Below are 23,777 nucleotides of genomic sequence, written 5' to 3' on the forward strand. Positions count from 1 at the left end.
TGCTTGTTATAGCGTCACTATCCCTGACCGGATACCGTCACTATATTTTCTTCATTATTTCAAGAGAAATTCATCAATCGCTTTCTTGTAAGTTGCTTTATCAGCAGCTCCACGGAAAAGCTGTGGATCCCCTTTCATCGGAATGAACACAAACAATGGAATACTTGTAGCATTGAACAAAGCTGCCAGTTCTTTTTGTTTATCCACGTTAACTTTGTAGATGACAATTTTTCCAGCATATTCCTTTGCCAGTTCTTTCATGATAGGAGCTGTCTGACGGCAAGGTCCGCACCAATCTGCATATAAATCGATGATGGCGGGCTTGTCGCCTTTGTATTTCCACTCCTTTGATTTCTCATAATCGAAGACGTCTTTCAGAAACATATCTTTGTCCATTACGACGACTTCACCGTTACCTGTTACCTCTTTTTTACCTTGATTGGATTCCCTGCTGTCATTGAAAGCGTATACAATCACGCTTACCATAACAAGGGCTACCATTACTAATACTTTCTTCATTCGTTATCTTTATCGTTTTAACTATAATGCTTTTCAATAATCCCTTGCAGCTCGCTGCTATGGATTACGCCGGAATGTCTCCAGACAGCCTCTCCGTTTTTAAATAATATAAAGGTCGGGACAGCTTGTATGCGATATTTAGTAGCCAGGTCTTCATGCTGGTCAACATCTATCTTTGCAATACGTGCTTTATCTCCTACAATTAATTTTAGTTCTTCTAAAACTGGTTTCATAGCTTTACAGGGGCCACACCATTCTGCAAAGAAATCAACTAAAACCGGTACCGGTGACTGTATTAAATCTTCAAACTTTTCCATAATCTTTCCTTTCTTAGAGTTAAATGACAGTCATTGAAGACTGCAAATATAAATCCTATTTTATTATAATAACGAAAAAAAGTCGTTTTTGTTCATGCAATAGTAATCGTAAGATTTTTATTTCGTCACGAAGCTTGTGAGTGAGGATATGCTCTTCGTAAGATTTGTGAAATAGTAATTAACGTGAGTTCAATAGATGTCTGTACTTTTCGATTCTCCTCCTTCCCGAAGGAGGGGAAGCCATGCGGGCGAACTTATATCGAACTCACGTTAATTACGAGGAGTTTGTCTGATTAAGGATAAGTTGAAAAGAAAAATGATTCTTCTGTTTATTCCACAATAGTCAATTCATCAATAATATGAGATGCTCCCGCATATTTGTCAATAATAAATAAGGTATAGCGGATGTCGACGCAAGCGGCTCGTTGTGAGGAAGGACGGAAAGCGATGTCTCCTGTCAAACCTTCAAAATTGCGGTCGAAAGCAGTTCCTACCAATTGACCTTTGCTGTTAAATACCGGACTACCGGAATTACCTCCTGTGTTGTCGGTGTTTACAATAAAGCAGACGGGCATTTCACCGTTTTTACCATAGCGTCCATAATCCTGGGATTTATACAGCTCTTTCAATTTTTGAGGCACTACAAACTCCCAGTTATCTGGATCTTCTTTCTCCATTACACCTTTGAGGGTAGTATGAGCATCATACACAACACCGTCAGCCGGTTCATAAGGAAGTACCCGACCGTAGGTCAACCGTAAAGTTGAATTGGCATCCGGATAAATATGTATACCTTTTTCCTGTTTCATATCCATCATGCCTTTCACCCATACTTTATGAGCAGCGTCATAGTTCTGATTGGCTTCTTTCATGGCAATGGCTGTTTTCAGGATTCCGTCGGTAATAGAATGTTTGAATAATACCATCCAGTCATATCCTATTTTATACAAACTTGGTTTCTTGATAAACTTCTCAAAGTTTTTAGGATTGCCAAAAATAGAATGTTCAAAGCAAGCATCGACGAAGGCATCAATACTTCCCTTGAAGCGGGAATTGATGATTTCGAAGATATTGATTCGTTGTTCCTCCGAAATATAGTTGGCATAAGTTTTCAGCATCTCTTTGGCAACCATCCGTTCTACCTCGGGGAAGGGGACAGAAGCAAAATACTTATCAGCTTCTTGCTTTAATTTTAGCTTCGCCTCTTTTATTTGCTCCTTATCTTTTGATTTCAGAGCGGCAACCAATTCCATCGTGGAAGGGATGCGCATAAAATCGAGTGCGGTGACCAATGCTTCATTGATAGCCTGCTGATGATAGATCGCGTCACGGCGATGAGCTACAATAGAGCGAATCTCATCAAAAGCTTTCTGATATGAATCATCTCCTTTTTTACGGCCGCGGGCTAATAATTCCTCTTGCTGCGCACGTTTGGTATCCAGTACGTTGAGACGTACCAGTCCTTCGTTCATACCGATAGCATTCTTCCAGTAGTTGGCTGATGAAGCATATTTGCTTGCATAATGAATACGTACGGCAGGATCTTTCAGCATTTGCTCCATGAGCACTTTCTGACGGGCTCCACGTACATGCTGGCGCATAAAGTTAGTCGTTTGCATCCGTTCTTCCACTTCGTCGGAAATCATATATCGCCAGTTACGTCCCGGAAATCCCATCACAAAGGTGAAATCTCCTTCCTGAACTCCGGCAATGCTGATTTTCAGGTGTTTCTTTACCTGCAAAGGAACGTTATCTTTTGAATATTCTGCCGGTTTTCCGTTCTTGTCCGCATAAATACGGAAAAGGGAAAAGTCGCCTGTGTGACGAGGCCACATCCAGTTGTCGGTATCTGCACCGAATTTGCCGATGGAAGAAGGAGGAGCGCCCACCATACGAATATCACTGTACACTGTTTTGATGAACATATAATATTTGTTTCCTCCGTAAAAAGCCTTGAGCTCCAGTTTTGTTGCAGGAGTTATTTCTATGTTCTCTGCTTTGGCGAAACGTTCTGCCACGGTGCCCAGATAACTTGGTGATAGGTAGTTGATACCTTCCGGGTCCGAATCTTTTTTCAGTTGCTCATTGACGTAATCGGTCACATCCAAAATCCGGTCGATAAATGTGACGGTCAATCCCGGAGTAGGAAGTTCCGCGTCACGGTTCATAGCCCAGAAACCATCTGTCAGGTAGTCATGTTCCACATTACTGTGTTGCTGGATAGCTCCATAACCACAGTGGTGATTCGTCAGTACCAGTCCTTCGGAAGAGATAATTTCTCCTGTGCATCCTCTTCCAAAGTGTACCACAGCATCTTTCAGAGAAAGACCGTACGCGTCGTATACTTCTTCGATCGGAATTTCAAGACCGAGTTCGCGCATGGCAACTGCGTTCTGAGTTTTCAGATCGGTTAGCATCCACATGCCTTCGTCGGCGTGGATGCTAAGAGTTGCCAGTGAAAATAGGACAAATAGGATTTGTTTTCTCATTTATTCTACGATTGTCATTTCATTAATCAGATGTCCGCAGTTGCCTAACTTCTCTAGAATGAACAAGACATAACGGATATCCAGGTTGATACAACGTTGCAGGTTGTTGTCGAAGTTGATGTCACCGCTCAATGATTCCCAGTTACCATCGAAAGCACAGCCGATCAGTTCTCCGTTTTCATTCAGTACCGGGCTGCCGGAGTTACCACCGGTGATGTCATTGGTAGACAGGAAGCAGACAGGCATATCACCGTTCGGTAAAGCATAACGGCCATAATCTTTCTTCTCAATCAGCTCTTTCAGTTTGGCAGGTACAACGAACTCACGGTCTTCCGGATTTTCTTTTTCAAGAATACCTTTAGTGGTGGTGTAATAGTTGTAGTGTACACCGTCTTTCGGATCGTATGGTTTCACGTTACCATAAGTCAGACGAATGGTAAAGTTGGCGTCCGGGTAAGAAGGTACAGGCAATTTCATTTCGCCCAGACCACGAATATAAGTTTTGTGTAGCAAAGCCAGTTCCTGATCCATGTCCTTGAGCTGGGAAACCAGTTTATCCATCAAGTCATATTTAGACTGGCAGTATTGCAGTGCAAGATCGTTGTCGATTGCTTTCACTGACGGCTTCTTCATAAACTTCTCGAAGTTTGCGCGGTTGGCAAAAATAGAGTTGTCGTACATATCATCAACAAATTTGTTGTAATCGCCCTTATATTTCTGCTCAATCACTTTGTAGATAGACGGACGCTGGTCAGCCGGAATCATTTCCGCATATAACGGGAACAATGCTTTAGCAACCTTGCGGTCTACTTCATGGTCATAATCTTTGTTGTGGATACTTTCGTAAGTGCTTTCCAGCGCTTTCATACGTGCTTCGATCACAGAGTCGTTCTTTTCAAGCAATGCTTCACGTGTGTTAGATAACATGACATTACCAAATTCGATAGCTCCGAAGAAAGTCTCTCTCAAGCAAGTATATTGATAATTGAGAGGAGTTGTTTTAGCTACCAAGTCGTCGATGTTCTTCACAACTGCCGCATACTCGGCATTGTTTTGTGCCTTTGCAAATTCTGCGAATTTAGCTTCCTGTGCAGCTTTCGTTCCCAACACATCATTATCGATGATGGCTTTATTCATACCGATGGAGTTTTTCCAATAATTGCTGGAACCCGCATACTTGTTAGCATACTGGATACGGATTTTATCACTGGCATTCATCACTTCCTTCAGGACAGCCAAACGTGCGCCACGAATACGGATACGCGGGTCGTTCTCCGATTCCATACGTTCTTTCACCTCTGATACAGTCAGGTAACGGCTCGTGCTTCCGGGGAATCCCATAATCATTGCGTAATCTCCTTCTTTCAAACCTTTGATAGAGATAGACAAATGTTTCTTTGTTTTCAGGGGGACATTGTTTTCACTGTATTCTGCTGGTTCACCGTTCGCGTCAGCATAGATACGGAACATGGAGAAATCGCCGGTATGGCGCGGCCACATCCAGTTGTCTGTCTCGCCGCCAAACTTACCGATAGAAGAGGGGGGAGCAGCTACCATACGTACATCCGGATATATTTTCTTATAAAAAAGATAGAATTTATTTCCGGCATAGAATGGAAGAGCCTGCGGAACAATTCCTTTTTTGTCTGCCAGGTCACTTTTGATATAAAGGTCATGAGCCAGCTTTTGAAGGAATGTATTGCTGAATGATTCGGATTCGGTGATTTCTTTTGCCGCAATCTTGGCATTGACAATATCCGTAATATCGTCGATACGTTCGATAAATGTGAATTTCAGTCCCGGAGTAGGAAGCTCTTTATCTCTGGAAGTAGCCCAAAAACCATCTGTCAGATAATCATGCTCAACACTACTATGTTGCTGGATAGAAGCGTAGCCACAGTGGTGATTGGTTAGAATCAAACCTTCGGGCGAGATAATTTCTCCCGTACATCCACCTCCGAATATACCTACAGCATCTTTGAGAGAAACACCGTTTGGATTGTATAAATCCTGGGCTTCTAGTTTTAATCCCTGTTTTTTCATCATGTCTATGGAGTGTTGCTGTTGCATCAATTGCAATAGCCACATACCCTCATCCGCTCTAACGGAAAATACAACAAGCGCAGCCAGCGCTAATAAATAAAATCTTAGTTTGTTCATTATTTAACGATAAAATTTGAATATATGATTGTTAATATGTTCTGTTCCTCATTCTCAACTCTCCACCCTCAATTCTCCATTTCTTAAAGCTTCCATGATATTAGCAGGCGGACGTTGATTCATCAGTTCGTTTTTCATGAAGTCCATGTAAGGAGCTACGTGTTTAAAGAACTGATAATAACCTTTGCATAAGTAGTTCAATCCCGGTTCTCCTTCTGCCGTTTGGCTAAAACGGTTTTTGGGGCATTCCCCGTTACAGGCAAACAGGAACTCACACTCCTTGCATTGAGTAGGGAGAGACTGGTATTTCATGTTTCCGAAGTTGTGCTGACGTTCGCTATGCATCATTTCTACCAGTGTCTTACTGTAAATGTTACCTAACTTATATTCAGGAAATACAAAATGGTCGCAAGAATAAACATCTCCGTTGAATTCCATTACACCGGCATGGCCGCAAGTCTTTGCCATCGTGCATATACCGGGTTGTTCACCCATCCAGTTGGCTAGGGTAGAATCGAATATCTGCACATAGTATTTGCCTACATCTTCTTTCACCCATTCGTCGAAAATAGTACAGAGGAAGTTCCCCCATTGTTCCGGAGTGATTGAAAAGTCAGCCAGTGTTCCGGCTTTATTTTCGGCAAGCGAAGCGAGATGACGTCCGTCTTCATGTGAAAGAATACGTTCAACGATGGGAGCGAACTGGATATACTGACAGCCGATTTCTTTGAAGAAACGATAAAACTCTAACGGATAGTCGGCATTGAAGTCGTTAATAACTGCCATTGCATTCCATTCTACCCCGTGTTTCTTCAGAAGATTGATGCCTTGCATCACTTTCACAAAAGAAGGTTTTCCCAGTTTGTTTTTGCGATACTCGTCATGAAACTCCTGGGGACCGTCGATGGAGACACCTACCAGCCAATTGTTTTCACGGAAGAATTCGCACCATTCGTCCGTGAGCATAGTTCCGTTGGTCTGGATGCAATTGTCGATCGTACGTCCGTGAGCATATTTCTTTTGCAGTTCCATTGCCCTTTTATAGAAGGAGAGTGGTCGCATCAGCGTTTCTCCTCCGTGCCAGGTGAAAAGTACCTGCGGCATGGTTTGTGAGTTTATGTACTCGTCGATAAACTTTTCTAGAAGTTCATCGCTCATAACGTGTTTGGGATTGTCTTTGTATAGGTTGGCCTTTTCCAAATAATAGCAATACTCGCATGCTAGGTTGCATACGGCACCTACAGGCTTTACCATTACATAAAGCGGTTTTGCAAAAGGAGCAAATGTTGATGTTTTCATGACTGCAAAATTAGATAAACTAAATGAAAAAAACTGCCTTACACCTATGTTTATAAGGATTATTAAAGAAAAGAGTCTTACAAGATTTAAATATTGATAAAATGTTTCATTGAATTCTGAATCAGTTGTACCTTTGTGCACAGAATTTAATGAATAGATGAACGTGAATAAAATTTTGCCTTTTTTGCTTTTGCTTCCGTTTCTAGCTTCCTGTACCAGTAAGTACAAGATTGAAGGAACATCTTCAGTGAATAGTCTGGATGGAAAGATGCTATATCTTAAATCCCTGCGTGATGGCGAGTGGGTGAAGCTGGATTCTGCTGAAGTGGTGCATGGTCTGTTTTCAATGAAAGGGAAAATAGATTCCGTACAGATGGTGACACTATATATGGATGAAGAAAGCATTATGCCGATCGTTCTGGAAAGTGGAAAAATAACCGTTACCATCAGCAATACAGACTTGAAGGCAGTGGGGACCTCTTTAAATAATGCGTTGTACGAGTTTATCAGCCAAAGAAACCAATTGGAAGAAAGTATCAGCGAACTGGAGCAGAGAGAAACCCGTATGGTATTGGATGGAGGGGATTTGGATGAAATTCACAGTCAGCTGGTAGTGGAAGGTGATTCGCTGATGAAAGCGATGAATCAGTATGTGAAAACGTTCATTTCCGACAATTACGAAAATGTATTGGGACCCAGTGTATTTATGATGCTTTGCAGCTCTTTGCCTTATCCCATTATGACTCCGCAGATAGATGAGATTATAAAAGATGCTCCTTATTCTTTTAAAGACAATAAACTGGTCAGAGAATTCCTGTCTAAAGCAAGAGAAAACATGAAGTTGATAGAAGAACATCAACGATTGGAACAAAATGCTTCAACAAATAAGTAATACTTGAATTTTTGTGTAATTCTGAAAGGCTTTTATAACTTCTTTATTTGTACGAGAGGTGTCCGAAGGACGGGGTGGTAGGATAAATGGGGTCATTCCTATCTTAGTGTAGATGATAGACTTATGTATTTACCTACCACCTCCCCCTACGGGTACTCCTCCTTCCTGAAGGAGGAGAATCGAAAAGTACAGGCATCTATCGAACTCACGTTAAATATGACAAAAGAAACTAGAGTCGAACACTTTCGCTTTCAAGGGTGTCTGCAGCAAAAAACACCGATGAAAAGGGGCTTTTTCAAAGAACTGAAGGCGGTTTATAATACTGGATTACTGATCCTGATCTTCGTTTTTCACCATTCCCTTATGTTGCTCCGGGAGGGCACTTTCAACAGCAGCGTATGCCTCTGCCATGGTTGCCTTGATATTTTCCATGCCTTTTCCTTTGGGAGGAATAGGGTTGTGAATAGTCAGAATCATGCGATGGCGATGTATCCATTTGCCTGTGCGTGGGAGGATTTCAAATGAGCCATCGATAGTGACAGGTACCACTGCCAACTGTAAATCATCTGCCAATTGGAAAGCCCCTTTTTTAAAATATCCCATGTGCCCGGTAAAAGTGCGTGCGCCTTCGGGAAAGACCACTAGAGAAACTCCGTCTTTCAACGAGTCTTTTGCCTGCCGGATGGTTTCCAAAACCTTTTTCGGACCGGAACGGTCTACAAAGATATGTCCTGCACTTTCACAGGCTTTTCCGACGAATGGCAATTTGCGCAGACTTTTTTTCATCATCCATTTAAAGTTTCTTCCAATGAAGCCGTAGATGAGGAATATATCAAATGACCCCTGATGATTAGGCACAAAAATATAGGAAGTTTTGTCATGCAGCTTTTCGCGCCCCTCAATCTTCACGGGAATCAACAGGAACAGACAAATTAATTGTGACCATATCTTCCCCGGATAATATCCCCAAAAGTGGGCTCCTCCCAAGAGGGAACCTACAATAGTGACGATTGCTGTAAGGATGGTCAGCACTAATAAAATAGGCAATGCGATGCAAATCTGATAAATATAATACAGTATCTTCATAAGGTTGGACTTTTAGTTTGCAAAGTTACTACAAAAAAGTGAAATGCGGAAAGATATAGTGATAGAATTGAGTTACAAGGGTTTTGGTTGAAGTGGCGATAATCCGTGAAGCCATTACAATCCCTGCCGAAGCCAAATCCTGACGCCGCTACGTTACTTGTTCGTAACCATGCCCGAAAATGCGACAAACGGGTACGAATAGCGAAACAAGGCTCTAAGGAATAGTGAGTTATCCATAACTCATGCGAAAAATCAGGTTACGGAAAAAGATTGCGCCGTTCCTCCCCGTTTTGCGTACCAACACCGGACTCTTCACCAACTAATTTTGAAACCCAAAAATTAAGGACAATGAAGAGTACATTTTCAGTAATCTACTACCTCAAGCGTCAGGTAGTGAAAAAGGACGGGACAGTTCCCGTCATGGGACGCATCACGGTGGACGGCAGCCAGACACAGTTCAGCTGCAAACTGACTGTCGATCCGAAACTGTGGGACACCAAAGGTGGACGTGTCACGGGCAGAAGCACGGCGGCACTCGAAACGAACCGTATGCTTGACAAGATGCGGGTACGCATCAACAGGCATTATCAGGAAATCATGGAGCGTGACAACTTCGTCACGGCGGAGAAGGTGAAGAACGCCTTTCTCGGACTGGAACACCGCTACCACACGCTGATGCAGGTGTTCCGCCAGCACAACGAGGACTACGAGAAGCAGGTGGAGGCAGGCATGAAAGCCAAAGGCACGCTGCTGAAGTACCGCACCGTTTACAAGCACATGCAAGAGTTCCTCGACATCCGCTACCATGTGAAGGACATCGCCCTAAAAGAGCTTACCCCGGCTTTCATCTCCGACTTCGAGATGTTCCTGCGCACGGACAAGCACTGCTGCACCAATACCGTGTGGCTGTACGTCTGCCCGTTACGGACGATGGTATTCATCGCCATCAACAACGAGTGGCTGACGCGCGACCCGTTCCGCGAGTATGAAATCAAGAAGGAGGAAACAACACGCAGTTTCCTGACCAAAGATGAGATCCGCCTGCTGATGGAGGGGAAACTGAAAAACGCCAAACAGGAATTGTACCGCGACCTCTACCTGTTCTGCGCCTTCACGGGGCTGTCGTTCGCGGATATGCGCAACCTTACGGAAGAGAATATCCGCACCTACTTCGACGAACACGAGTGGATAAACATCAACCGCCAGAAAACGGGCGTGGTGTCCAACATCCGCCTGCTCGACATCGCCAACCGCATAATCGGCAAATACCGGGGACTGTGCGGGGACGGCAGGATATTTCCCGTTCCGCATTATAACACGTGCCTTGCCGGTATCCGTGCCGTCGCCAAGCGTTGCGGCATCACCAAGCATATCACGTGGCATCAGAGCCGCCACACGGCAGCCACGACGATATTCCTCTCCAACGGTGTTCCCATCGAAACGGTCAGCTCCATGCTCGGACACAAGAGCATAAAGACGACGCAGATTTACGCAAAGATAACCAAAGAGAAGCTCAATCAGGACATGGAGAACCTTGCCGCAAGATTGAACGGCGTCGAGGAATTTGCAGGTTGCACCATCTAAAAAGAAAAGCCATGAAACGTGACACAATCATCATCGAGGACAAGGCAGTCAGCGTAACCGGTAACGACGTGTGGATGACCGCCACCGAAATAGCCGGATTGTTCCATACGACCGTCCCGGCAGTGAACGCCGCCATCAGAGCCGTCCGCAAGTCGGACGTGCTGAACGACTACGAGGTGTGCCGCTACATGCAGCTTGAAAACGGGCTGCACGCGGACGTGTACGCCCTTGAAATCATCATCCCGGTCGCTTTCAGGGTGAATACCTACAACACCCACCTGTTCCGCACATGGCTGGTGGGAAAGGCACTCTCACAAGAGAAACGGCAGACATACGTGATGTTCATACAGAACGGAAAAGCCGGGTATTGCTGATTGCACATACCCCATAAGACAAGTAAACGGGTAGCACCACAAAAGGTGTCACCCGTTTACTTTTTCATGAAACCGCCTCACTCCAGCGGCTTGCGGTAGTTCGCTTCCAGTACCCCGCGCAGCCCCGTTTCCGGGTAAAGCACCTTCCCTCCCAAAAGTATGAAGGGCAACACGCGGTTGTTGCGGTATTCCTGCAAGGTGCGCCGGCTCACACGGAGCAGTTCCGACACCTCGCCGTCCGTCAGGTAACGTTCCCCGTCCAGCGGAGGACGGTAGCTTTCCAGAAATGCGGACAGCCATTTCGAGCCTTTGCGCATATCCTGCACCACAGAGGCTATCGGCTCGTCTTCCATCGTAAAAACATCGTTGTTCTCGTTCATCATAACTTCGGATTCAGTGGGTGAATAAATCAAATCATCTGCCGTGCGGATAGAGCGTGCCGACAAGCGGTATCAGCCGCTTCACCTCCTCTGGCTTGTAATAGAACCTGCGGTTTATCTGCGAGTAGCCGATAAGCCGCCTGTCACGCAGCGTCTGCAACGTGCGCGGGCTTATTCTCAACTGCCCGCAGACCTCCTCGCCCGTGAGCCATCTTTCCATGCGCCCCGTGTCGCTTTTGCGCCTCAGGGCGGCGACCTTCTCCGAGAGTGCGCCGAATGCCGCCACCATCATCTCGAAAGTCTTTTTCTCGATAGATACTATTTCCATATTCATGTCATTTAGAGTTTGCCGCAAAGGTAACGAAACGGCATACAAGACGTATCGTTTTCCGCTGAAAGGCTGCCTGTTGCGCCGTTTGACCGGGTTACGGAGCCATCTTCCGCAAAAATCTTACGTGAGTCACGTAGTGAGTTGTTAAAGCCCCTTTTGTTTATTGCCGAATTTTGTCGCAGAAACAAAAAGAAAGGACTGAACATGAAAGTGATAACAATGGAAAGTTCCGCCTACAAGGAGATGATGGCGCAGATTGCGAACATCGCAGGGTACATCCGCGAGGCAAGGGACGAGAAGAAACGGAAGCGGGAAACCGAAGACAAGCTGCTTGACACGGCACAGGCGGCGAAGATGCTCAACGTGAGCAAGCGCACCATGCAGCGTATGCGCACCGACCACCGTATCGAGTATGTGGTGGTACGCGGAAGCTGCCGCTACCGCCTTTCCGAGATACTGCGGCTATTGGAGGACAACACAGTAAGGAACGAGGAAGGGACAATAGACACCCTGTTCCACAACCACACGCTGCGCACGGGCGGCAAACCAAAAGGAAGGAGGACATAGGTCATGGAACTGCTCACACGAAACAACTTCGAGGGCTGGATGCAGAAGCTGATGGAACGGCTCGACCGTCAGGACGAACTGCTGCTGGCGATGAAGGCTGAGGGGAAACAGCCCACTATCACGGAAAGCATCCGCCTTTTCGACAATCAGGATTTGTGCATGTTGCTCCAGATAAGCAAACGCACCCTCCAACGCTACCGCAGCGTAGGCGCATTGCCCTACAAGACGCTGGGCAAGAAGACCTATTACAGCGAGGAGGACGTGCTGACATTCCTTTCCAACCATATCAAGGACTTCAAAAAGGAAGATATAGCCTTCTACAAGGCTCGTATCCATAATTTCTTTCATAAATAACCCATTAAAACATTTTTCAGATGGCAAAGAAAAAAGACGAAAAGGACGTGCTGGTAGTCCGTGACGAGAAGACAGGCGAGATCAGCGTGGTAGCCGGGCTGAACGCGGACGGCACACCCAAGCGCACCCCCGCAAAAGCGGAGAACGCGCAGAGTTTCCTGCAATTCGACCGACATGGCGACGTGCTGGACAACTTCTTCAAGAACTTCTTCCGGCAGTGCAAGGAACCCAGCCGCTTCGGTTTCTACCGCATTGCGGCAGACCAAGCTGAAAATCTCTTAGAGGTGATGAAGCAACTGCTGAAAGACCCCGAAGCGAACAAGGAGCTGCTCGCCCCTCACAAGGTGGACACCTCCGACTATGAGAAGAAGGTGCAGGAAGAGATGGCAGCACAACAGACAGAGAAACAAGAACCTCAAAAACAGGAGAACATGGAACAACGGAAAGAACAGCAACAGGACAAATCCGAACAGATGCAGGGCAAACGTGGCTACCAGCCCATCGACGAGAGTAAAATCAACTGGCAGGAGCTGGAGGACAGATGGGGCGTAAAGCGGGACAACCTTGAAAAGTCCGGCGACCTTACGAAGATGCTCAACTATGGCAAGTCCGACTTGGTAAAGGTCAAACCGACCTTCGGCGGCGAATCATTCGAGCTGGACGCCCGCCTCTCCTTCAAGAAGGACGGTGAGGGAAACATCAGCCTCGTGCCGCACTTCATCCGCAAGGAGCAGAAGCTGGATGAGTACAAGGAACACAAATTCTCCGACAATGACCGGAAGAACCTCCGCGAAACGGGCAATCTCGGTAGGGTCGTGGACATTGTGGACAGGGAAACGGGCGAGATCATCCCCTCCTACATCAGCATCGACCGCAAGACGAATGAAATCACGGACATTCCGGCAAGCAGGGTGCGCATCCCGGAGCGCATCGGCAAGACGGAAATCACCACGCAGGAGCGGGACATGCTCCGCGCCGGACTGCCCGTACGCGACAAGCTCATCGAGCGCAACGACGGCAGAAAGTTCGTCACCACCCTGCAAGTGAACGTGGAGCAGCGCGGCGTGGAGTTCGTGCCGGGAACCGGCAAGTCGCCCCGTACCGCACAGACACAGGAAACCAAAGGCGACACATCGAAAAGTCAGGCGCAGGGCGGGGAAAATGCCGCACAGACCAAGAAGGAGCAACGCCGCAACACGTGGACGAACGAGGACGGCAGCATCCGCCCCATCAGCAAATGGAGCGGCGTGAGCTTCACCGACCAGCAGAAAGCCGACTATGTGGCGGGTAAAGCCGTGAAGCTGGAGAACGTGACCGACAAGCAGGGCTTCCATGCCACGATGTATATCAAGTTCAACCCGGAGAAGGGACGCCCGTACCGCTACGACACGAACCCTGACAATGCACAGCAGGTTGCTCCGTCCAACGAGAGCCGCACGCAGGTGGCGGTGAACAACGATGGCAAGACCAACGAGGCTACAAAGAATCTGAGAGAGCCGTTGCAGAAAGGTCAGACCAACCCGAAGGACGCCCGCCAGCAACAGCAGCAGGAGAAGCCGCAGAAGAAAACGGGCAAGGGCATGAAAATGTAATCCCGTGTCCGCCACTGAATCCAAAATAAAATCCAAAGTATCAACAAAAAAGAAGAAGACATGAAGACAATCATTGCAGAAAAGCCCTCCGTGGCACGTGAAATCGCCCGCATCGTGGGCGCGACAAAGAGAGAGGAAGGATATTTCGAGGGAGGCGGTTATGCCGTGACATGGGCATTCGGACACCTCGTTCAGCTTGCCATGCCCGACGGCTACGGCGTGCGCGGATTTGTCCGTGACAACCTCCCGATTATTCCCGACACATTCACGCTCGTCCCCCGTCAGGTCAGGACGGAGAAAGGTTACAAGCCCGACAGCGGCGTGGTGTCGCAGATAAAAGTCATCAAAAGACTGTTCGACACAAGCGAACATATCATCGTGGCGACCGATGCCGGACGCGAGGGAGAGCTTATCTTCCGCTACCTCTACCACTATACGGGTTGCACCACTCCTTTCGTGCGCCTGTGGATCAGCTCTCTCACCGACAAAGCTATCCGCGAGGGACTGCGGAAACTCGAAGACGGCAGCAAATACGACAACCTCTACCTCGCCGCCAAAGCGCGGAGCGAATCCGACTGGCTCGTGGGCATCAACGGCACACAGGCGTTATCCATCGCCGCCGGACACGGCACGTATTCCGTGGGGCGGGTGCAGACACCAACGTTGGCTATGGTATGTGAACGCTACTGGGAGAACCGCCGCTTTACGTCCGAAGCATTCTGGCAGCTCCATATCGCAACGGACGGTTGCGACGGCGAAGTCGTGAAATTCTCATCCTCCGAGAAATGGAAAGAGAAAGAACCGGCGATGGAACTATATAATAAGGTAAAGGCGGCAGGTTGCGCCACTGTCACGAAAGCCGAGCGCAAGGAGAAGACGGAGGAAACTCCCTTGCTCTACGACCTGACCACGCTCCAGAAAGAAGCCAACGCCAAGCACGGCTTCACGGCGGAACAGACGCTTGAAATCGCGCAGAAACTCTACGAAAAGAAGTTGATAACCTATCCGAGAACGGGAAGCCGCTACATCCCCGAAGACGTGTTTGCCGAAATTCCCAAACTGCTCGCTTTCATCGGCACACAGCCCGAATGGAAAGACAAGGTGCGGGCAAAAGCCGCCCCGACACGCCGCAGCGTGGACGACGGCAAGGTGACAGACCACCATGCCCTGCTCGTCACGGGTGAGAAACCGCTCTTCCTCTCCAAAGAGGACAATACCATCTATCAGATGATTGCCGGGCGCATGGTCGAGGCATTCTCTGAGAAATGCGTCAAGGATGTGACCACTGTCACGGCGGAATGTGCCGGAGTGGAGTTTACCGTAAAAGGCAGCGTCGTGAAGCAAACCGGATGGCGTGCCGTCTATGGCGAGGAAAAAGAGGAAATTACCATCCCCGGCTGGCAGGAAGGCGACACGCTGACACCGAAAGGCTCGTCCATTACCGAAGGAAAGACCAAACCCAAGCCGCTGCATACCGAAGCCACCCTGCTCTCGGCAATGGAAACGGCGGGCAAGGAAATTGAGGACGACGCACTGCGGCAGGCGATGAAGGACTGTGGCATCGGTACTCCCGCCACACGCGCCTCCATCATCGAAACGCTTTTCAAGCGCGGTTACATGGAACGCTGCAAGAAGTCGCTTGTTCCCACCGAAAAAGGACTTGCCCTCAATTCCGTCGTCAAGACGATGCGCATCGCCGATGTTGCCATGACGGGCGAATGGGAAAAGGAGCTGGCGCGTATCGAGCGCGGGGAACTGTCCGACGACACCTTCCGCAAGGAGATAGAGGCGTACACACGTGAGATAACCTCCGAACTGATCTCGTGCGACAAGCTCTTCGGCAGCCGTGACTCCGGCTGCGCGTGTCCCAAGTGTGGCACGGGCAGGATGCGGTTCTACGGCAAGGTGGTACGCTGCGACAACACGGAGTGCGGACTGCCCGTGTTCCGGCTGAAAGCGGGACGCACCCTGTCCGACGATGAAATCAAAGACCTGCTCACCGAAGGGCATACCAAGCTGCTCAAAGGGTTCAAGAGCAAACAGGGCAAGAGTTTCGATGCTGTTGTCGCCTTTGACGGGGAATATAACACGACTTTTGTGTTCCCGGAGGCTAAAAAGGACAAGAAATTTTCAGGACGGAAGAAATAGTATTAACTTTGCCACTTGTTCAGAGTAATGAATTGTTCTTCGATACCGGATTACACTCATACTTTGGATTTAGTGGTGGCACTCGGAGGGATACCGAGTGCCTTTTTCTTCCTTTTTCCAACCGATTATCCCGTTAATTATCAATCCGCTAAATCCAAAGTAATGAACAACAAGAAGAAAAACGAGGGTCAGACCGACTTTTCCTATTACGGTCTGTACCTGCTGGACTATCTCCGCACGAACAAGTTTGAACAGGCTGACGACACCGCTTTCATACGGGAACGGGCCGACCGTGCCGCCGAAACGTATGAGAGGGCACGGCTTGAAGGCTATCCCGCCGATGGTGCGCAGGAACTGGCGATGGACACGCTGCTGCGCGGGCTGCATTATTCCCGTTACGCCATCCTCCGCGAAGTCGTGGAAAACGAGTTTGCCGATGAAGTGCCGGAAGAGAAGCGTGAAGCCTTTGTCCTGAAACTGCTGCCGCTTGTCGGCAACGTGTTCTCCGTCTATGACCTCTCGGATGACAATTTCGCCCTGTCTTCCGATTACGACCTGCTCTACACGGAGCTGACGGGAGCAACCGTCCTTTACTTAGACGAATATGGCGTTTAACCGCAAACAGAAACTGCGGGACAACATCGAGGCGATACGGACGGCATTCATCCTTGACAGGGAAAATAGGACAGCGACAACCGAAGAGCGTGCCATACTTCAAAGGTACTGCGGTTTCGGCGGTCTGAAATGTATCCTCAACCCTGCAAAGGAACTGACGGATGCCGTCCGGTGGGCGAAATCCGACCTCGAACTGTTCGCCCCGACGGTGGAGCTGCACAGGCTTATCCGTGAGAACAGCAAGGACGAAACAGAGTACAAGCGGTTTGTGGATTCGCTGAAAGCGTCCGTGCTGACCGCTTTCTACACCCCCAAAGAGATAACCGACACCATCGCGGACGTGCTGGCAGATTACAGCGTCCGCCCCGCCCGTATGCTCGAACCGTCGGCAGGTGTCGGCGTGTTCGTGGATTCCATGCTGCGGCACAGCCCCAATGCGGATGTGATGGCTTTCGAGAAGGATCTGCTCACGGGTACAATCTTGAGGCATCTCTATCCCGACCAGAAAATGCGCACCTGCGGTTTTGAGAAAATCGAAAGACCGTTCAACAATTATTTCGACTTGGCGGTGTCCAACATTCCGTTCGGTGACATTGCCGTGTTCGACGCGGAGTTTCAGCGGAGCGACTCTTTCGGCAGACGCTCCGCCCAGAAAACCATCCACAACTATTTCTTTCTCAAAGGACTGGATGCCGTGCGTGACGGCGGTATCGTGGCGTTCATCACCTCGCAAGGGGTATTGAATAGCACCAAGACCTCCGTGCGTAACGAGCTGTTCAGTCAGGCCAATCTGGTATCCGCGATACGCCTGCCCAACAACCTGTTCACGGACAACGCGGGCACGGAGGTGGGCAGTGACCTGATTGTCCTGCAAAAGAACCTCAGCAAGAAGGAAATGTCGCAGGACGAGCGGCTGATGACCGTGATACAGACGGACACGAAAACCGCCCTGACCGACAACGCCTATTTCATCCACCACCCGGAACGCATCGTGCATACGATGGCGAAACTTGACACAGACCCCTACGGGAAGCCCGCTATGGTTTATCTGCACGAGGGCAAGGCAGCAGGCATCGCCGGGGATTTGCGCCGTATGCTCGACGAGGATTTCCATTACAGGCTTGCCATGCGCTTGTATTCGGGTTCAATCCGGCAGGCAGGAACGGAAGAAAAAGTTGCCGTTCAAAATAAAGTAGAGCGTCCTGCCATAAAATTGGAAACAGTATCCTCGGCGCAGACGGTGGAAACTCCGACAGAAAAGCCGCAACCCGCAGATGAAAAGCCGGAGATAGAACCGCGCCCGCAATATTCCGCAGGCGTGCAGCTCACCCTGCTTGACCTCTGGGGGATGACGGAAGAGGTCAGCCAACCGAAAACCTCCAAAAAGAAAAAGACGGTGAAAAAGGCAGTTACGGCAAAGTCCACTCCGCCCAAACCGAAAGTCACGGTTACACCGACAGCTCCAACTGCAAAACCCGCAATGGAGAATAAGGAGGTGAAAGCGGAGAACACCGCCAAGCCTGCCGACCCGGACGACATCTATGCCACACTGGACTGGGATACCAATCCTCCCATCAACGGTTTCTATGAAATGATGATGGGTTTGACGCCGGAGCGTAGGAAAGAACTTCGGGAACTGGCAAGGCAGCATAACGAGAAACAAGTGGCGGAAAAGACGGAAGTGAAAGCCGTGCCGGAAACTTCCCGTGAGCAGCCACGACAGGAGGAAACACAGCCGGAGGCAGTCGCCGCACCTGCCGTTACAGATACCCCATCGGAAGCGGTGGGGACTTTCCTTTTCCCCGACATCGAAGCGGAAAAGCCGAAGGAGGAAGTCGTGGACCTTTCTCCGCGTGCCTACCACCGCACGCCGGAGATGCACCTGCGCGAAGGGTCGCTGGTGGCTGACCGGGGGCGTCATAACATCGGCTACCTGAAAGACATCACGCCATACGGGGCGACATTCCAGCCGCTCGACCTGAAAGGATACCAGAAGGAAAAGGCGTTGTTGTATGTGTCGCTGCGTGACGCCTACGAGCGTCTGTACCGTTATGAATCGCTCCGGCGCGAGGCAAATGTTCCGTGGCGAGAGCATCTGAATACCTGTTACGATGAGTTTGTCATGCGCTACGGCAACCTCAACGCCAAGCAGAACGTGAAGTTAGTGATGATGGATGCGGGCGGGCGCGACATCCTTTCGCTGGAACGGATGGAAAACGGAAAGTTCGTCAAGGCGGACATCTTCGAGCATCCTGTTTCCTTCGCGGTGGAGAGCCATGCCAACGTAGGCTCTCCCGAAGAAGCCCTGTCTGCGTCGCTCAACAAATATGGTACGGTCAATCTCGACTATATGCGGGAGATAACCGACAGCACGGCGGAGGATTTGCTCACTGCCCTGCAAGGGCGCATCTACTACAATCCGCTCGTGACCGGTTACGAAATCAAAGACCGTTTCATCGCCGGAAATGTCATAGAGAAAGCGGAACGCATAGAGGCATGGATGGGTGACAATCCCGAAAATGAGCGTATGCCGGAGGTGAAGCAGGCGTTGGAGGCTCTGAAAGATGCCGAGCCGCAGCGCATCGCCTTCGAGGATCTGGACTTCAATTTCGGGGAACGCTGGATTCCGACGGGTGTCTATGCCGCCTACATGAGCCGGCTGTTCGACACGGAGGTGAAAATCGCCTATTCCGCAAGCATGGACGAGTTTTCGGTGGTGTGCGGCTACCGCACCATGAAAATCACGGACGAGTTTCTGGTGAAGGGGTATTACCGGAACTATGACGGTATGCACCTCCTAAAACACGCCCTGCACAACACCTGCCCTGACATGATGAAGTCCATCGGCAAGGACGAGCATGGCAACGACATCAAGATGCGCGACAGCGAGGGAATACAACTCGCCAACGCCAAGATTGACGAGATACGAAACGGCTTCTCCGAATGGCTCGAAGAGCAGTCGCCGCAGTTCAAGGAGCGGCTTGTGACGATGTATAACCGCAAGTTCAACTGTTTCGTGCGCCCGCGCTACGACGGCTCCCATCAGACCTTTCCCGACCTCAACCTGAAAGGGCTGGCAAGCCGGGGTATCAAGAGCGTCTATCCCTCACAGATGGATTGCGTCTGGATGTTGAAACAGAACGGCGGCGGAATTTGCGACCACGAGGTGGGAACCGGTAAGACGCTGATAATGTGCATCGCCGCGCATGAGATGAAGCGTCTGAATTTGGCACACAAGCCGATGATTATCGGGCTGAAAGCCAACGTTGCGGAGATTGCAGCCACCTATCAGGCGGCATATCCCAACGCACGTATTCTGTACGCTTCGGAGAAGGACTTTTCGACCGCCAACCGTGTGCGCTTCTTCAATAATATAAAGAACAACGACTACGATTGCGTCATCATGTCGCACGACCAGTTCGGCAAGATACCGCAGTCGCCGGAATTGCAGCAGCGCATCCTGCAAGCAGAGCTTGACACGGTGGAGGAAAACCTCGAAGTGCTACGGCAGCAGGGAAAGAACGTGTCGCGGGCGATGCTGAAAGGATTGGAGAAGCGCAAGCACAACCTTGAAGCGAAGCTGGAGAAGGTGGAACACGCCATAAAGTCACGCACGGACGATGTGGTGGATTTCAAGCAGATGGGCATCGACCACATCTTCATAGATGAGAGCCATTATCAGAACTTTTATGAGTTTCCTATTAAATTACTCAATTATTTAGTAATCATTTGTTTTGATCCGTAAACAGTTCTGATTATATTCCGTCATAATTGTAGAATAACTTTTAAACAAGATGCGATTATGGACATATTTAATCTGAATGAAAAAGTCGAGGGGCTTGTTTCTTATTTACAAGAAACCGGTTATTCAGCCATGTACATAGGCTATGTGAAGAAAATGGCTGAGTGGCTATCGGAAAATGCTAACCATTATAAATGGCAGAGTTTCTCCGACGTTGAACCGACATTAAAAGAATTGTGGTCCAACAAGTATACCTACAGGAACAAGGTACGCCTGTTGCGTGTAATCTGCCAATACATTGAGAATGGATTATTACCCGATGGTTGCAAACACTACAGCAAGCCTCACCACTATGAGTTGCTCGGCGCAGAATACAAGGATGTAACGGACATGGCTTTCAACATGGTAGACAGACGTTGCAAATTTTCAATAAATGTGAAGTATGCGCTATCTTCGTTCTTCTTCCGGCTACAGGAAATGGGAGTGTACTCATTCGAATCAATAACAGAAGATGCGGTATTGGAAGTGTTTTCCAAAGACAGAAAACCGAAAATGGGCCATTCGCTCAAATATTCGGTGGAATATGGGCTGAAAGCCTGTTTGCCTCACTATGGCAAATCCGTTGAACGTATAATCGCATACCTGCCGTCCATACCCAATATGCGGAAAAACATTCAATACCTTACGGAGCAAGAACTGACTGCTATCAGGCATACTTTAGAACACGATAGCACAATATCTCTACAGGACAAAGCCATCATAACCTTGGCCATGTACACGGGATTGCGTGGATGTGACATCTCTGCACTCACGCTTGACAGCTTCGATTGGGAACACGACCTGATAAAAATCACTCAGGCAAAGACGGGACAGCCCCTGACATTGCCACTCCGTGCCGTGGTAGGAAACGCTGTATTTGATTACCTGCTCAAAGAACGTCCCCGAAGCCCGGAACCATATGTTTTTCTTACAGTACAGGTGCCATACAGAAGGCTTCATACAAGCAATCTCGATGCTATATGCTCAAAAGTCATGTGCAAAGCAGGAATAAGACAAGGTGAAAATGAGAGAAAGAGTCTGCATCTGTTCCGCCACAATGTGGCAACGGCCCTGTTGCAGGGCGGTGTGCAGCAACCTGTCATAAGTGCCACCCTCGGCCATGCGTCCCCGGATTCTCTCGACCGCTACCTTAGTGCGGAATTCAAGAGGCTGAAGGAATGTTCATTGAGCATAGAATACTTTCCCGTAGGAAAGGGGGTGTTTGACGTATGAAAACTATTTCATTCCTATCCAACGCTATAGAATGGTATGAAAAATACCGCAAGGCTTCCGGGCGTAACAGCCATAGCTATGTCAAGAACGTAATACTGTTCGATCATTTTTGCGCAAGGGAATATCCGGGACAAACTGAGCTTACCCAAGAAATCGTGGACAGATGGTGCAGGCTACGTCCGACTGAATGCACAAACTCCTGCGTGTCACGTGTCTATCCTGTCTTGGACTTCATCAAGTACATGAACAAGCGTGGAATGACGAAAATTGACTTGCCGCAAGTGCCAAGGTCTGTGCCGAGGACTTATACGCCGCATCCTTTTACACACGATGAATTGAAACGCTTCTTTGACGCTTGCGACAACATAAAGCCAAGGCGTGGCAGACTCGCGGCCATCCAGCGCATGACACTGCCGGTGTTCTTCCGTTTACTGTACAGTTCAGGAATAAGGACAACCGAAGCCATCCTGCTGGAACGCGATGACGTAAACCTTGAAAATGGCGTGGTATCCATCAAACGTGGCAAAGGGTATGACCAGCATTATGTAGTCCTCCATGACACAATGTTGCCCCTGATGCGTACTTATGACGGAAAAATAGATGGACTGATTCCGAACCGCAGGGTGTTTTTCCCGACACCGGATGACAAGCCGCACCCTCCTGTATGGGTAACGTACCACTTCAAAGTGCTGTGGCAAAGCTGCAATTCATCCCGCGCAATCCCATACGAACTAAGGCACAACTACGCCATAGAGAACATAAACAGCTGGACACACCAAGGATTTGCCGTACATGACAAATTGCTGGCTCTAAGCAAGAGTATGGGGCACAGGCAAATAGAAAGTACATTGGCTTACTACTCTTTGACTCCGGCGATTTCGGACATAATGGCGTGTACCGACAATGAAATCAGCCAACAATTAACGCAAGACGATTATGAAAAAGAAGATTAACCCACAGGCCATGCAGATTGCCGCGTGCCTGCATGACTGGCTTGAACACCATGTGCCTTCCATCAAGGCGTGCAGCCGACATACCCTAAGAAACTACCATGTTTCCATGACGCTTTATGCAGAGTTCCTCAGAACGGTAAAAGGCATAACGCCCGAAACGTTGAATGCTGATTGCTTTTGCAAGAAAAACATTGAGGAGTGGATTGTTTGGATGAAAAAAGTCCGTAACTGTAGCCCGGCAACCTGCAATGTGAGATTGTCCGCCTTGCGCGCTTTTCTGAAATACCTATCAGATAATGACATATCATTCGTTTCAGTGTTCCTGCAGGCGGAGAATGTGCCGAATGAAAAAACTCCAAAAAGGAAAGTGATCGGGCTCAGCAAGTTGGCTGTTGACACGCTTTTATCCATGCCAAACCAAAGAACCGCCATTGGTTTTCGTGATTACACGCTTCTGCTTCTTCTGTATTCGACTGCCGTGCGCATCAATGAGCTTTTGACGCTGAAGATTTGCAATATTACCATGGACTGCGCAAAACCTCACATAATTGTCATAGGAAAAGGACGAAAGAGACGCCCAATACCTCTTCTGGCAAAGCCTGTTCAATATTTGAAGAAATACCTTACCGAGTGTCATCCTAATCCTGGCGATGCTGAAGCATTACTCTTCAGTTCAAAAAGCAGAGGTATATACACACCCATGTCTGCGGAAAATGTTAATAAAATGCTGAAAAGGTACGCAAAGATGGCGCATGGCAAATGCAGTGACGTTCCTTTGGACATACATGCGCATCAGTTCAGGCACGCCAAAGCATCCCATTGGCTTGAAAACGGCATGAACATTGCCCAAATCTCTTATTTGCTTGGGCATGAGAATATCCAAACGACAATGGTATATCTTGACATAACTACCGAACAAGAGGAAAAAGCATTGGAAACGCTTGAGGATGAAAACCAGAGGTGCGTTGGTAAGAAATGGAAATCGGCAAAAGGTAAAATGGAACTTGAGGTTTTCTTGGGTTTGCATAAATGACGAATGTGGGGTATTGTGCTTGTAATAAGTACAATGCCTCATTTCATAACAACTCACTCAATAAATAATC

General features: G+C 48.5%; 19 protein-coding genes and 1 pseudogene. 12 read left to right on the forward strand and 8 right to left on the reverse strand.

Annotated features, from left to right (window positions below; translation table 11 throughout):
• Positions 1–54: 54 nt before the first annotated feature.
• The 5 genes from A4V03_RS06070 to A4V03_RS06090 all read right to left on the reverse strand — a co-directional run bounded on the left by A4V03_RS06070 (position 55) and on the right by A4V03_RS06090 (position 6,784).
• Positions 55–519 (reverse strand): thioredoxin family protein, encoded by a 465-nt coding sequence (locus A4V03_RS06070; RefSeq protein WP_049703088.1) that lies wholly within the window; start codon positions 517–519, stop codon positions 55–57.
• A 17-nt stretch (positions 520–536) separates the two neighbouring features.
• The gene (gene trxA / locus A4V03_RS06075; protein ID WP_065538305.1) at positions 537–836 is read right to left on the reverse strand and encodes a thioredoxin; all 300 of its coding nucleotides are present in this window, start codon (positions 834–836) and stop codon (positions 537–539) included.
• Between the two features lie 329 nt (positions 837–1,165).
• A complete protein-coding gene (locus A4V03_RS06080) occupies positions 1,166–3,325 on the reverse strand; it encodes a S46 family peptidase (protein ID WP_065538306.1) in 2,160 nt (719 codons plus the stop codon).
• Positions 3,326–5,485, reverse strand: coding sequence for a S46 family peptidase (locus A4V03_RS06085; RefSeq protein ID WP_065538307.1), 2,160 nt, complete (start codon positions 5,483–5,485; stop codon positions 3,326–3,328). It lies immediately after the preceding gene.
• Positions 5,486–5,539: 54 nt separating this feature from the next.
• A complete protein-coding gene (locus A4V03_RS06090) occupies positions 5,540–6,784 on the reverse strand; it encodes an anaerobic sulfatase-maturation protein (RefSeq protein WP_065538308.1) in 1,245 nt (414 codons plus the stop codon).
• A 157-nt stretch (positions 6,785–6,941) separates the two neighbouring features.
• Here A4V03_RS06090 and A4V03_RS06095 point away from each other — a divergent pair, with 157 nt between their 5' ends.
• On the forward strand, positions 6,942–7,676 hold the full coding sequence (locus A4V03_RS06095) for a DUF4369 domain-containing protein (RefSeq protein ID WP_065538309.1): 735 nt from the start codon (positions 6,942–6,944) through the stop codon (positions 7,674–7,676).
• 327 nt (positions 7,677–8,003) lie between these two features.
• Here the strand turns inward: A4V03_RS06095 and A4V03_RS06100 are convergent, their stop codons facing one another.
• Positions 8,004–8,762: a lysophospholipid acyltransferase family protein gene (locus A4V03_RS06100; protein ID WP_065538310.1), complete on the reverse strand. Its 759-nt coding sequence runs from the start codon at positions 8,760–8,762 to the stop codon at positions 8,004–8,006.
• Between the two features lie 348 nt (positions 8,763–9,110).
• On the opposite strand from A4V03_RS06100, the gene A4V03_RS06105 reads away from it, so the two are divergent.
• On the forward strand, positions 9,111–10,346 hold the full coding sequence (locus tag A4V03_RS06105; RefSeq protein ID WP_004291422.1) for a site-specific integrase: 1,236 nt from the start codon (positions 9,111–9,113) through the stop codon (positions 10,344–10,346).
• Between the two features lie 11 nt (positions 10,347–10,357).
• Complete coding sequence (locus tag A4V03_RS06110; protein WP_004291423.1) at positions 10,358–10,720, forward strand: hypothetical protein; 363 nt, start codon at positions 10,358–10,360, stop codon at positions 10,718–10,720.
• Positions 10,721–10,797: 77 nt separating this feature from the next.
• On the opposite strand, the gene A4V03_RS06115 is transcribed toward A4V03_RS06110, so the two are convergent.
• Positions 10,798–11,103 carry a helix-turn-helix domain-containing protein gene (locus A4V03_RS06115; protein ID WP_004291424.1) on the reverse strand — a complete coding sequence of 102 codons (306 nt, stop codon included), beginning with the start codon at positions 11,101–11,103 and terminating at the stop codon, positions 10,798–10,800.
• A gap of 31 nt (positions 11,104–11,134) precedes the next feature.
• A complete protein-coding gene (locus A4V03_RS06120) occupies positions 11,135–11,434 on the reverse strand; it encodes a helix-turn-helix domain-containing protein (RefSeq protein ID WP_004291426.1) in 300 nt (99 codons plus the stop codon).
• A gap of 138 nt (positions 11,435–11,572) precedes the next feature.
• Between A4V03_RS06120 and A4V03_RS06130 the strand changes: the two genes are divergently transcribed.
• From A4V03_RS06130 to A4V03_RS06170, 9 genes and pseudogenes are all read left to right on the forward strand, one after another.
• Entirely contained in the window at positions 11,573–11,998 is a 426-nt protein-coding gene (locus A4V03_RS06130; RefSeq protein ID WP_004291432.1) for a helix-turn-helix domain-containing protein, read from the forward strand.
• A gap of 3 nt (positions 11,999–12,001) precedes the next feature.
• Positions 12,002–12,352, forward strand: coding sequence for a helix-turn-helix domain-containing protein (locus A4V03_RS06135; RefSeq protein ID WP_004291454.1), 351 nt, complete (start codon positions 12,002–12,004; stop codon positions 12,350–12,352).
• 20 nt (positions 12,353–12,372) lie between these two features.
• Positions 12,373–13,944, forward strand: a complete 1,572-nt coding sequence (locus A4V03_RS06140) for a DUF3945 domain-containing protein (protein ID WP_004291455.1) — start codon at positions 12,373–12,375, stop codon at positions 13,942–13,944.
• 60 nt (positions 13,945–14,004) lie between these two features.
• On the forward strand, positions 14,005–16,092 hold the full coding sequence (locus A4V03_RS06145) for a type IA DNA topoisomerase (RefSeq protein ID WP_004291456.1): 2,088 nt from the start codon (positions 14,005–14,007) through the stop codon (positions 16,090–16,092).
• A gap of 27 nt (positions 16,093–16,119) precedes the next feature.
• Entirely contained in the window at positions 16,120–16,707 is a 588-nt protein-coding gene (locus tag A4V03_RS06150) for a DUF1896 domain-containing protein (RefSeq protein WP_004291461.1), read from the forward strand.
• Positions 16,697–20,383: pseudogene (locus A4V03_RS06155) on the forward strand (N-6 DNA methylase); the annotation flags it as partial. The gene A4V03_RS06150 and the pseudogene A4V03_RS06155, both read left to right, overlap by 11 nt.
• A 126-nt stretch (positions 20,384–20,509) precedes the next feature.
• Positions 20,510–21,721, forward strand: coding sequence for a tyrosine-type recombinase/integrase (locus tag A4V03_RS06160; protein ID WP_016278433.1), 1,212 nt, complete (start codon positions 20,510–20,512; stop codon positions 21,719–21,721).
• Positions 21,718–22,674 (forward strand): tyrosine-type recombinase/integrase, encoded by a 957-nt coding sequence (locus tag A4V03_RS06165; protein ID WP_016278434.1) that lies wholly within the window; start codon positions 21,718–21,720, stop codon positions 22,672–22,674. The genes A4V03_RS06160 and A4V03_RS06165 overlap by 4 nt, the downstream gene beginning before the upstream one ends.
• A complete protein-coding gene (locus A4V03_RS06170; protein WP_016278435.1) occupies positions 22,658–23,707 on the forward strand; it encodes a tyrosine-type recombinase/integrase in 1,050 nt (349 codons plus the stop codon). Before A4V03_RS06165 ends, A4V03_RS06170 begins: the two co-directional genes overlap by 17 nt.
• The last annotated feature ends 70 nt before the right edge of the window (positions 23,708–23,777 follow it).

The sequence above is a fragment of the Bacteroides caecimuris genome (genome assembly GCF_001688725.2).
In the GTDB taxonomy this organism is placed as follows: domain Bacteria; phylum Bacteroidota; class Bacteroidia; order Bacteroidales; family Bacteroidaceae; genus Bacteroides; species Bacteroides caecimuris.

Coding starts and splice junctions, on each gene's coding strand:
- A4V03_RS06140 (WP_004291455.1), top strand. CDS start 12,373: ATGGCAAAGAAAAAAGACGAAAAGGACGTGCTGGTAGTCCGTGACGAG.
- A4V03_RS06085 (WP_065538307.1), bottom strand. CDS start 5,485: ATGAACAAACTAAGATTTTATTTATTAGCGCTGGCTGCGCTTGTTGTA.
- A4V03_RS06095 (WP_065538309.1), top strand. CDS start 6,942: ATGAACGTGAATAAAATTTTGCCTTTTTTGCTTTTGCTTCCGTTTCTA.
- A4V03_RS06115 (WP_004291424.1), bottom strand. CDS start 11,103: ATGATGAACGAGAACAACGATGTTTTTACGATGGAAGACGAGCCGATA.
- A4V03_RS06105 (WP_004291422.1), top strand. CDS start 9,111: ATGAAGAGTACATTTTCAGTAATCTACTACCTCAAGCGTCAGGTAGTG.
- A4V03_RS06160 (WP_016278433.1), top strand. CDS start 20,510: ATGGACATATTTAATCTGAATGAAAAAGTCGAGGGGCTTGTTTCTTAT.
- A4V03_RS06070 (WP_049703088.1), bottom strand. CDS start 519: ATGAAGAAAGTATTAGTAATGGTAGCCCTTGTTATGGTAAGCGTGATT.
- A4V03_RS06120 (WP_004291426.1), bottom strand. CDS start 11,434: ATGAATATGGAAATAGTATCTATCGAGAAAAAGACTTTCGAGATGATG.
- A4V03_RS06145 (WP_004291456.1), top strand. CDS start 14,005: ATGAAGACAATCATTGCAGAAAAGCCCTCCGTGGCACGTGAAATCGCC.
- trxA (WP_065538305.1), bottom strand. CDS start 836: ATGGAAAAGTTTGAAGATTTAATACAGTCACCGGTACCGGTTTTAGTT.
- A4V03_RS06080 (WP_065538306.1), bottom strand. CDS start 3,325: ATGAGAAAACAAATCCTATTTGTCCTATTTTCACTGGCAACTCTTAGC.
- A4V03_RS06090 (WP_065538308.1), bottom strand. CDS start 6,784: ATGAAAACATCAACATTTGCTCCTTTTGCAAAACCGCTTTATGTAATG.
- A4V03_RS06100 (WP_065538310.1), bottom strand. CDS start 8,762: ATGAAGATACTGTATTATATTTATCAGATTTGCATCGCATTGCCTATT.
- A4V03_RS06135 (WP_004291454.1), top strand. CDS start 12,002: ATGGAACTGCTCACACGAAACAACTTCGAGGGCTGGATGCAGAAGCTG.
- A4V03_RS06150 (WP_004291461.1), top strand. CDS start 16,120: ATGAATTGTTCTTCGATACCGGATTACACTCATACTTTGGATTTAGTG.
- A4V03_RS06110 (WP_004291423.1), top strand. CDS start 10,358: ATGAAACGTGACACAATCATCATCGAGGACAAGGCAGTCAGCGTAACC.
- A4V03_RS06170 (WP_016278435.1), top strand. CDS start 22,658: ATGAAAAAGAAGATTAACCCACAGGCCATGCAGATTGCCGCGTGCCTG.
- A4V03_RS06165 (WP_016278434.1), top strand. CDS start 21,718: ATGAAAACTATTTCATTCCTATCCAACGCTATAGAATGGTATGAAAAA.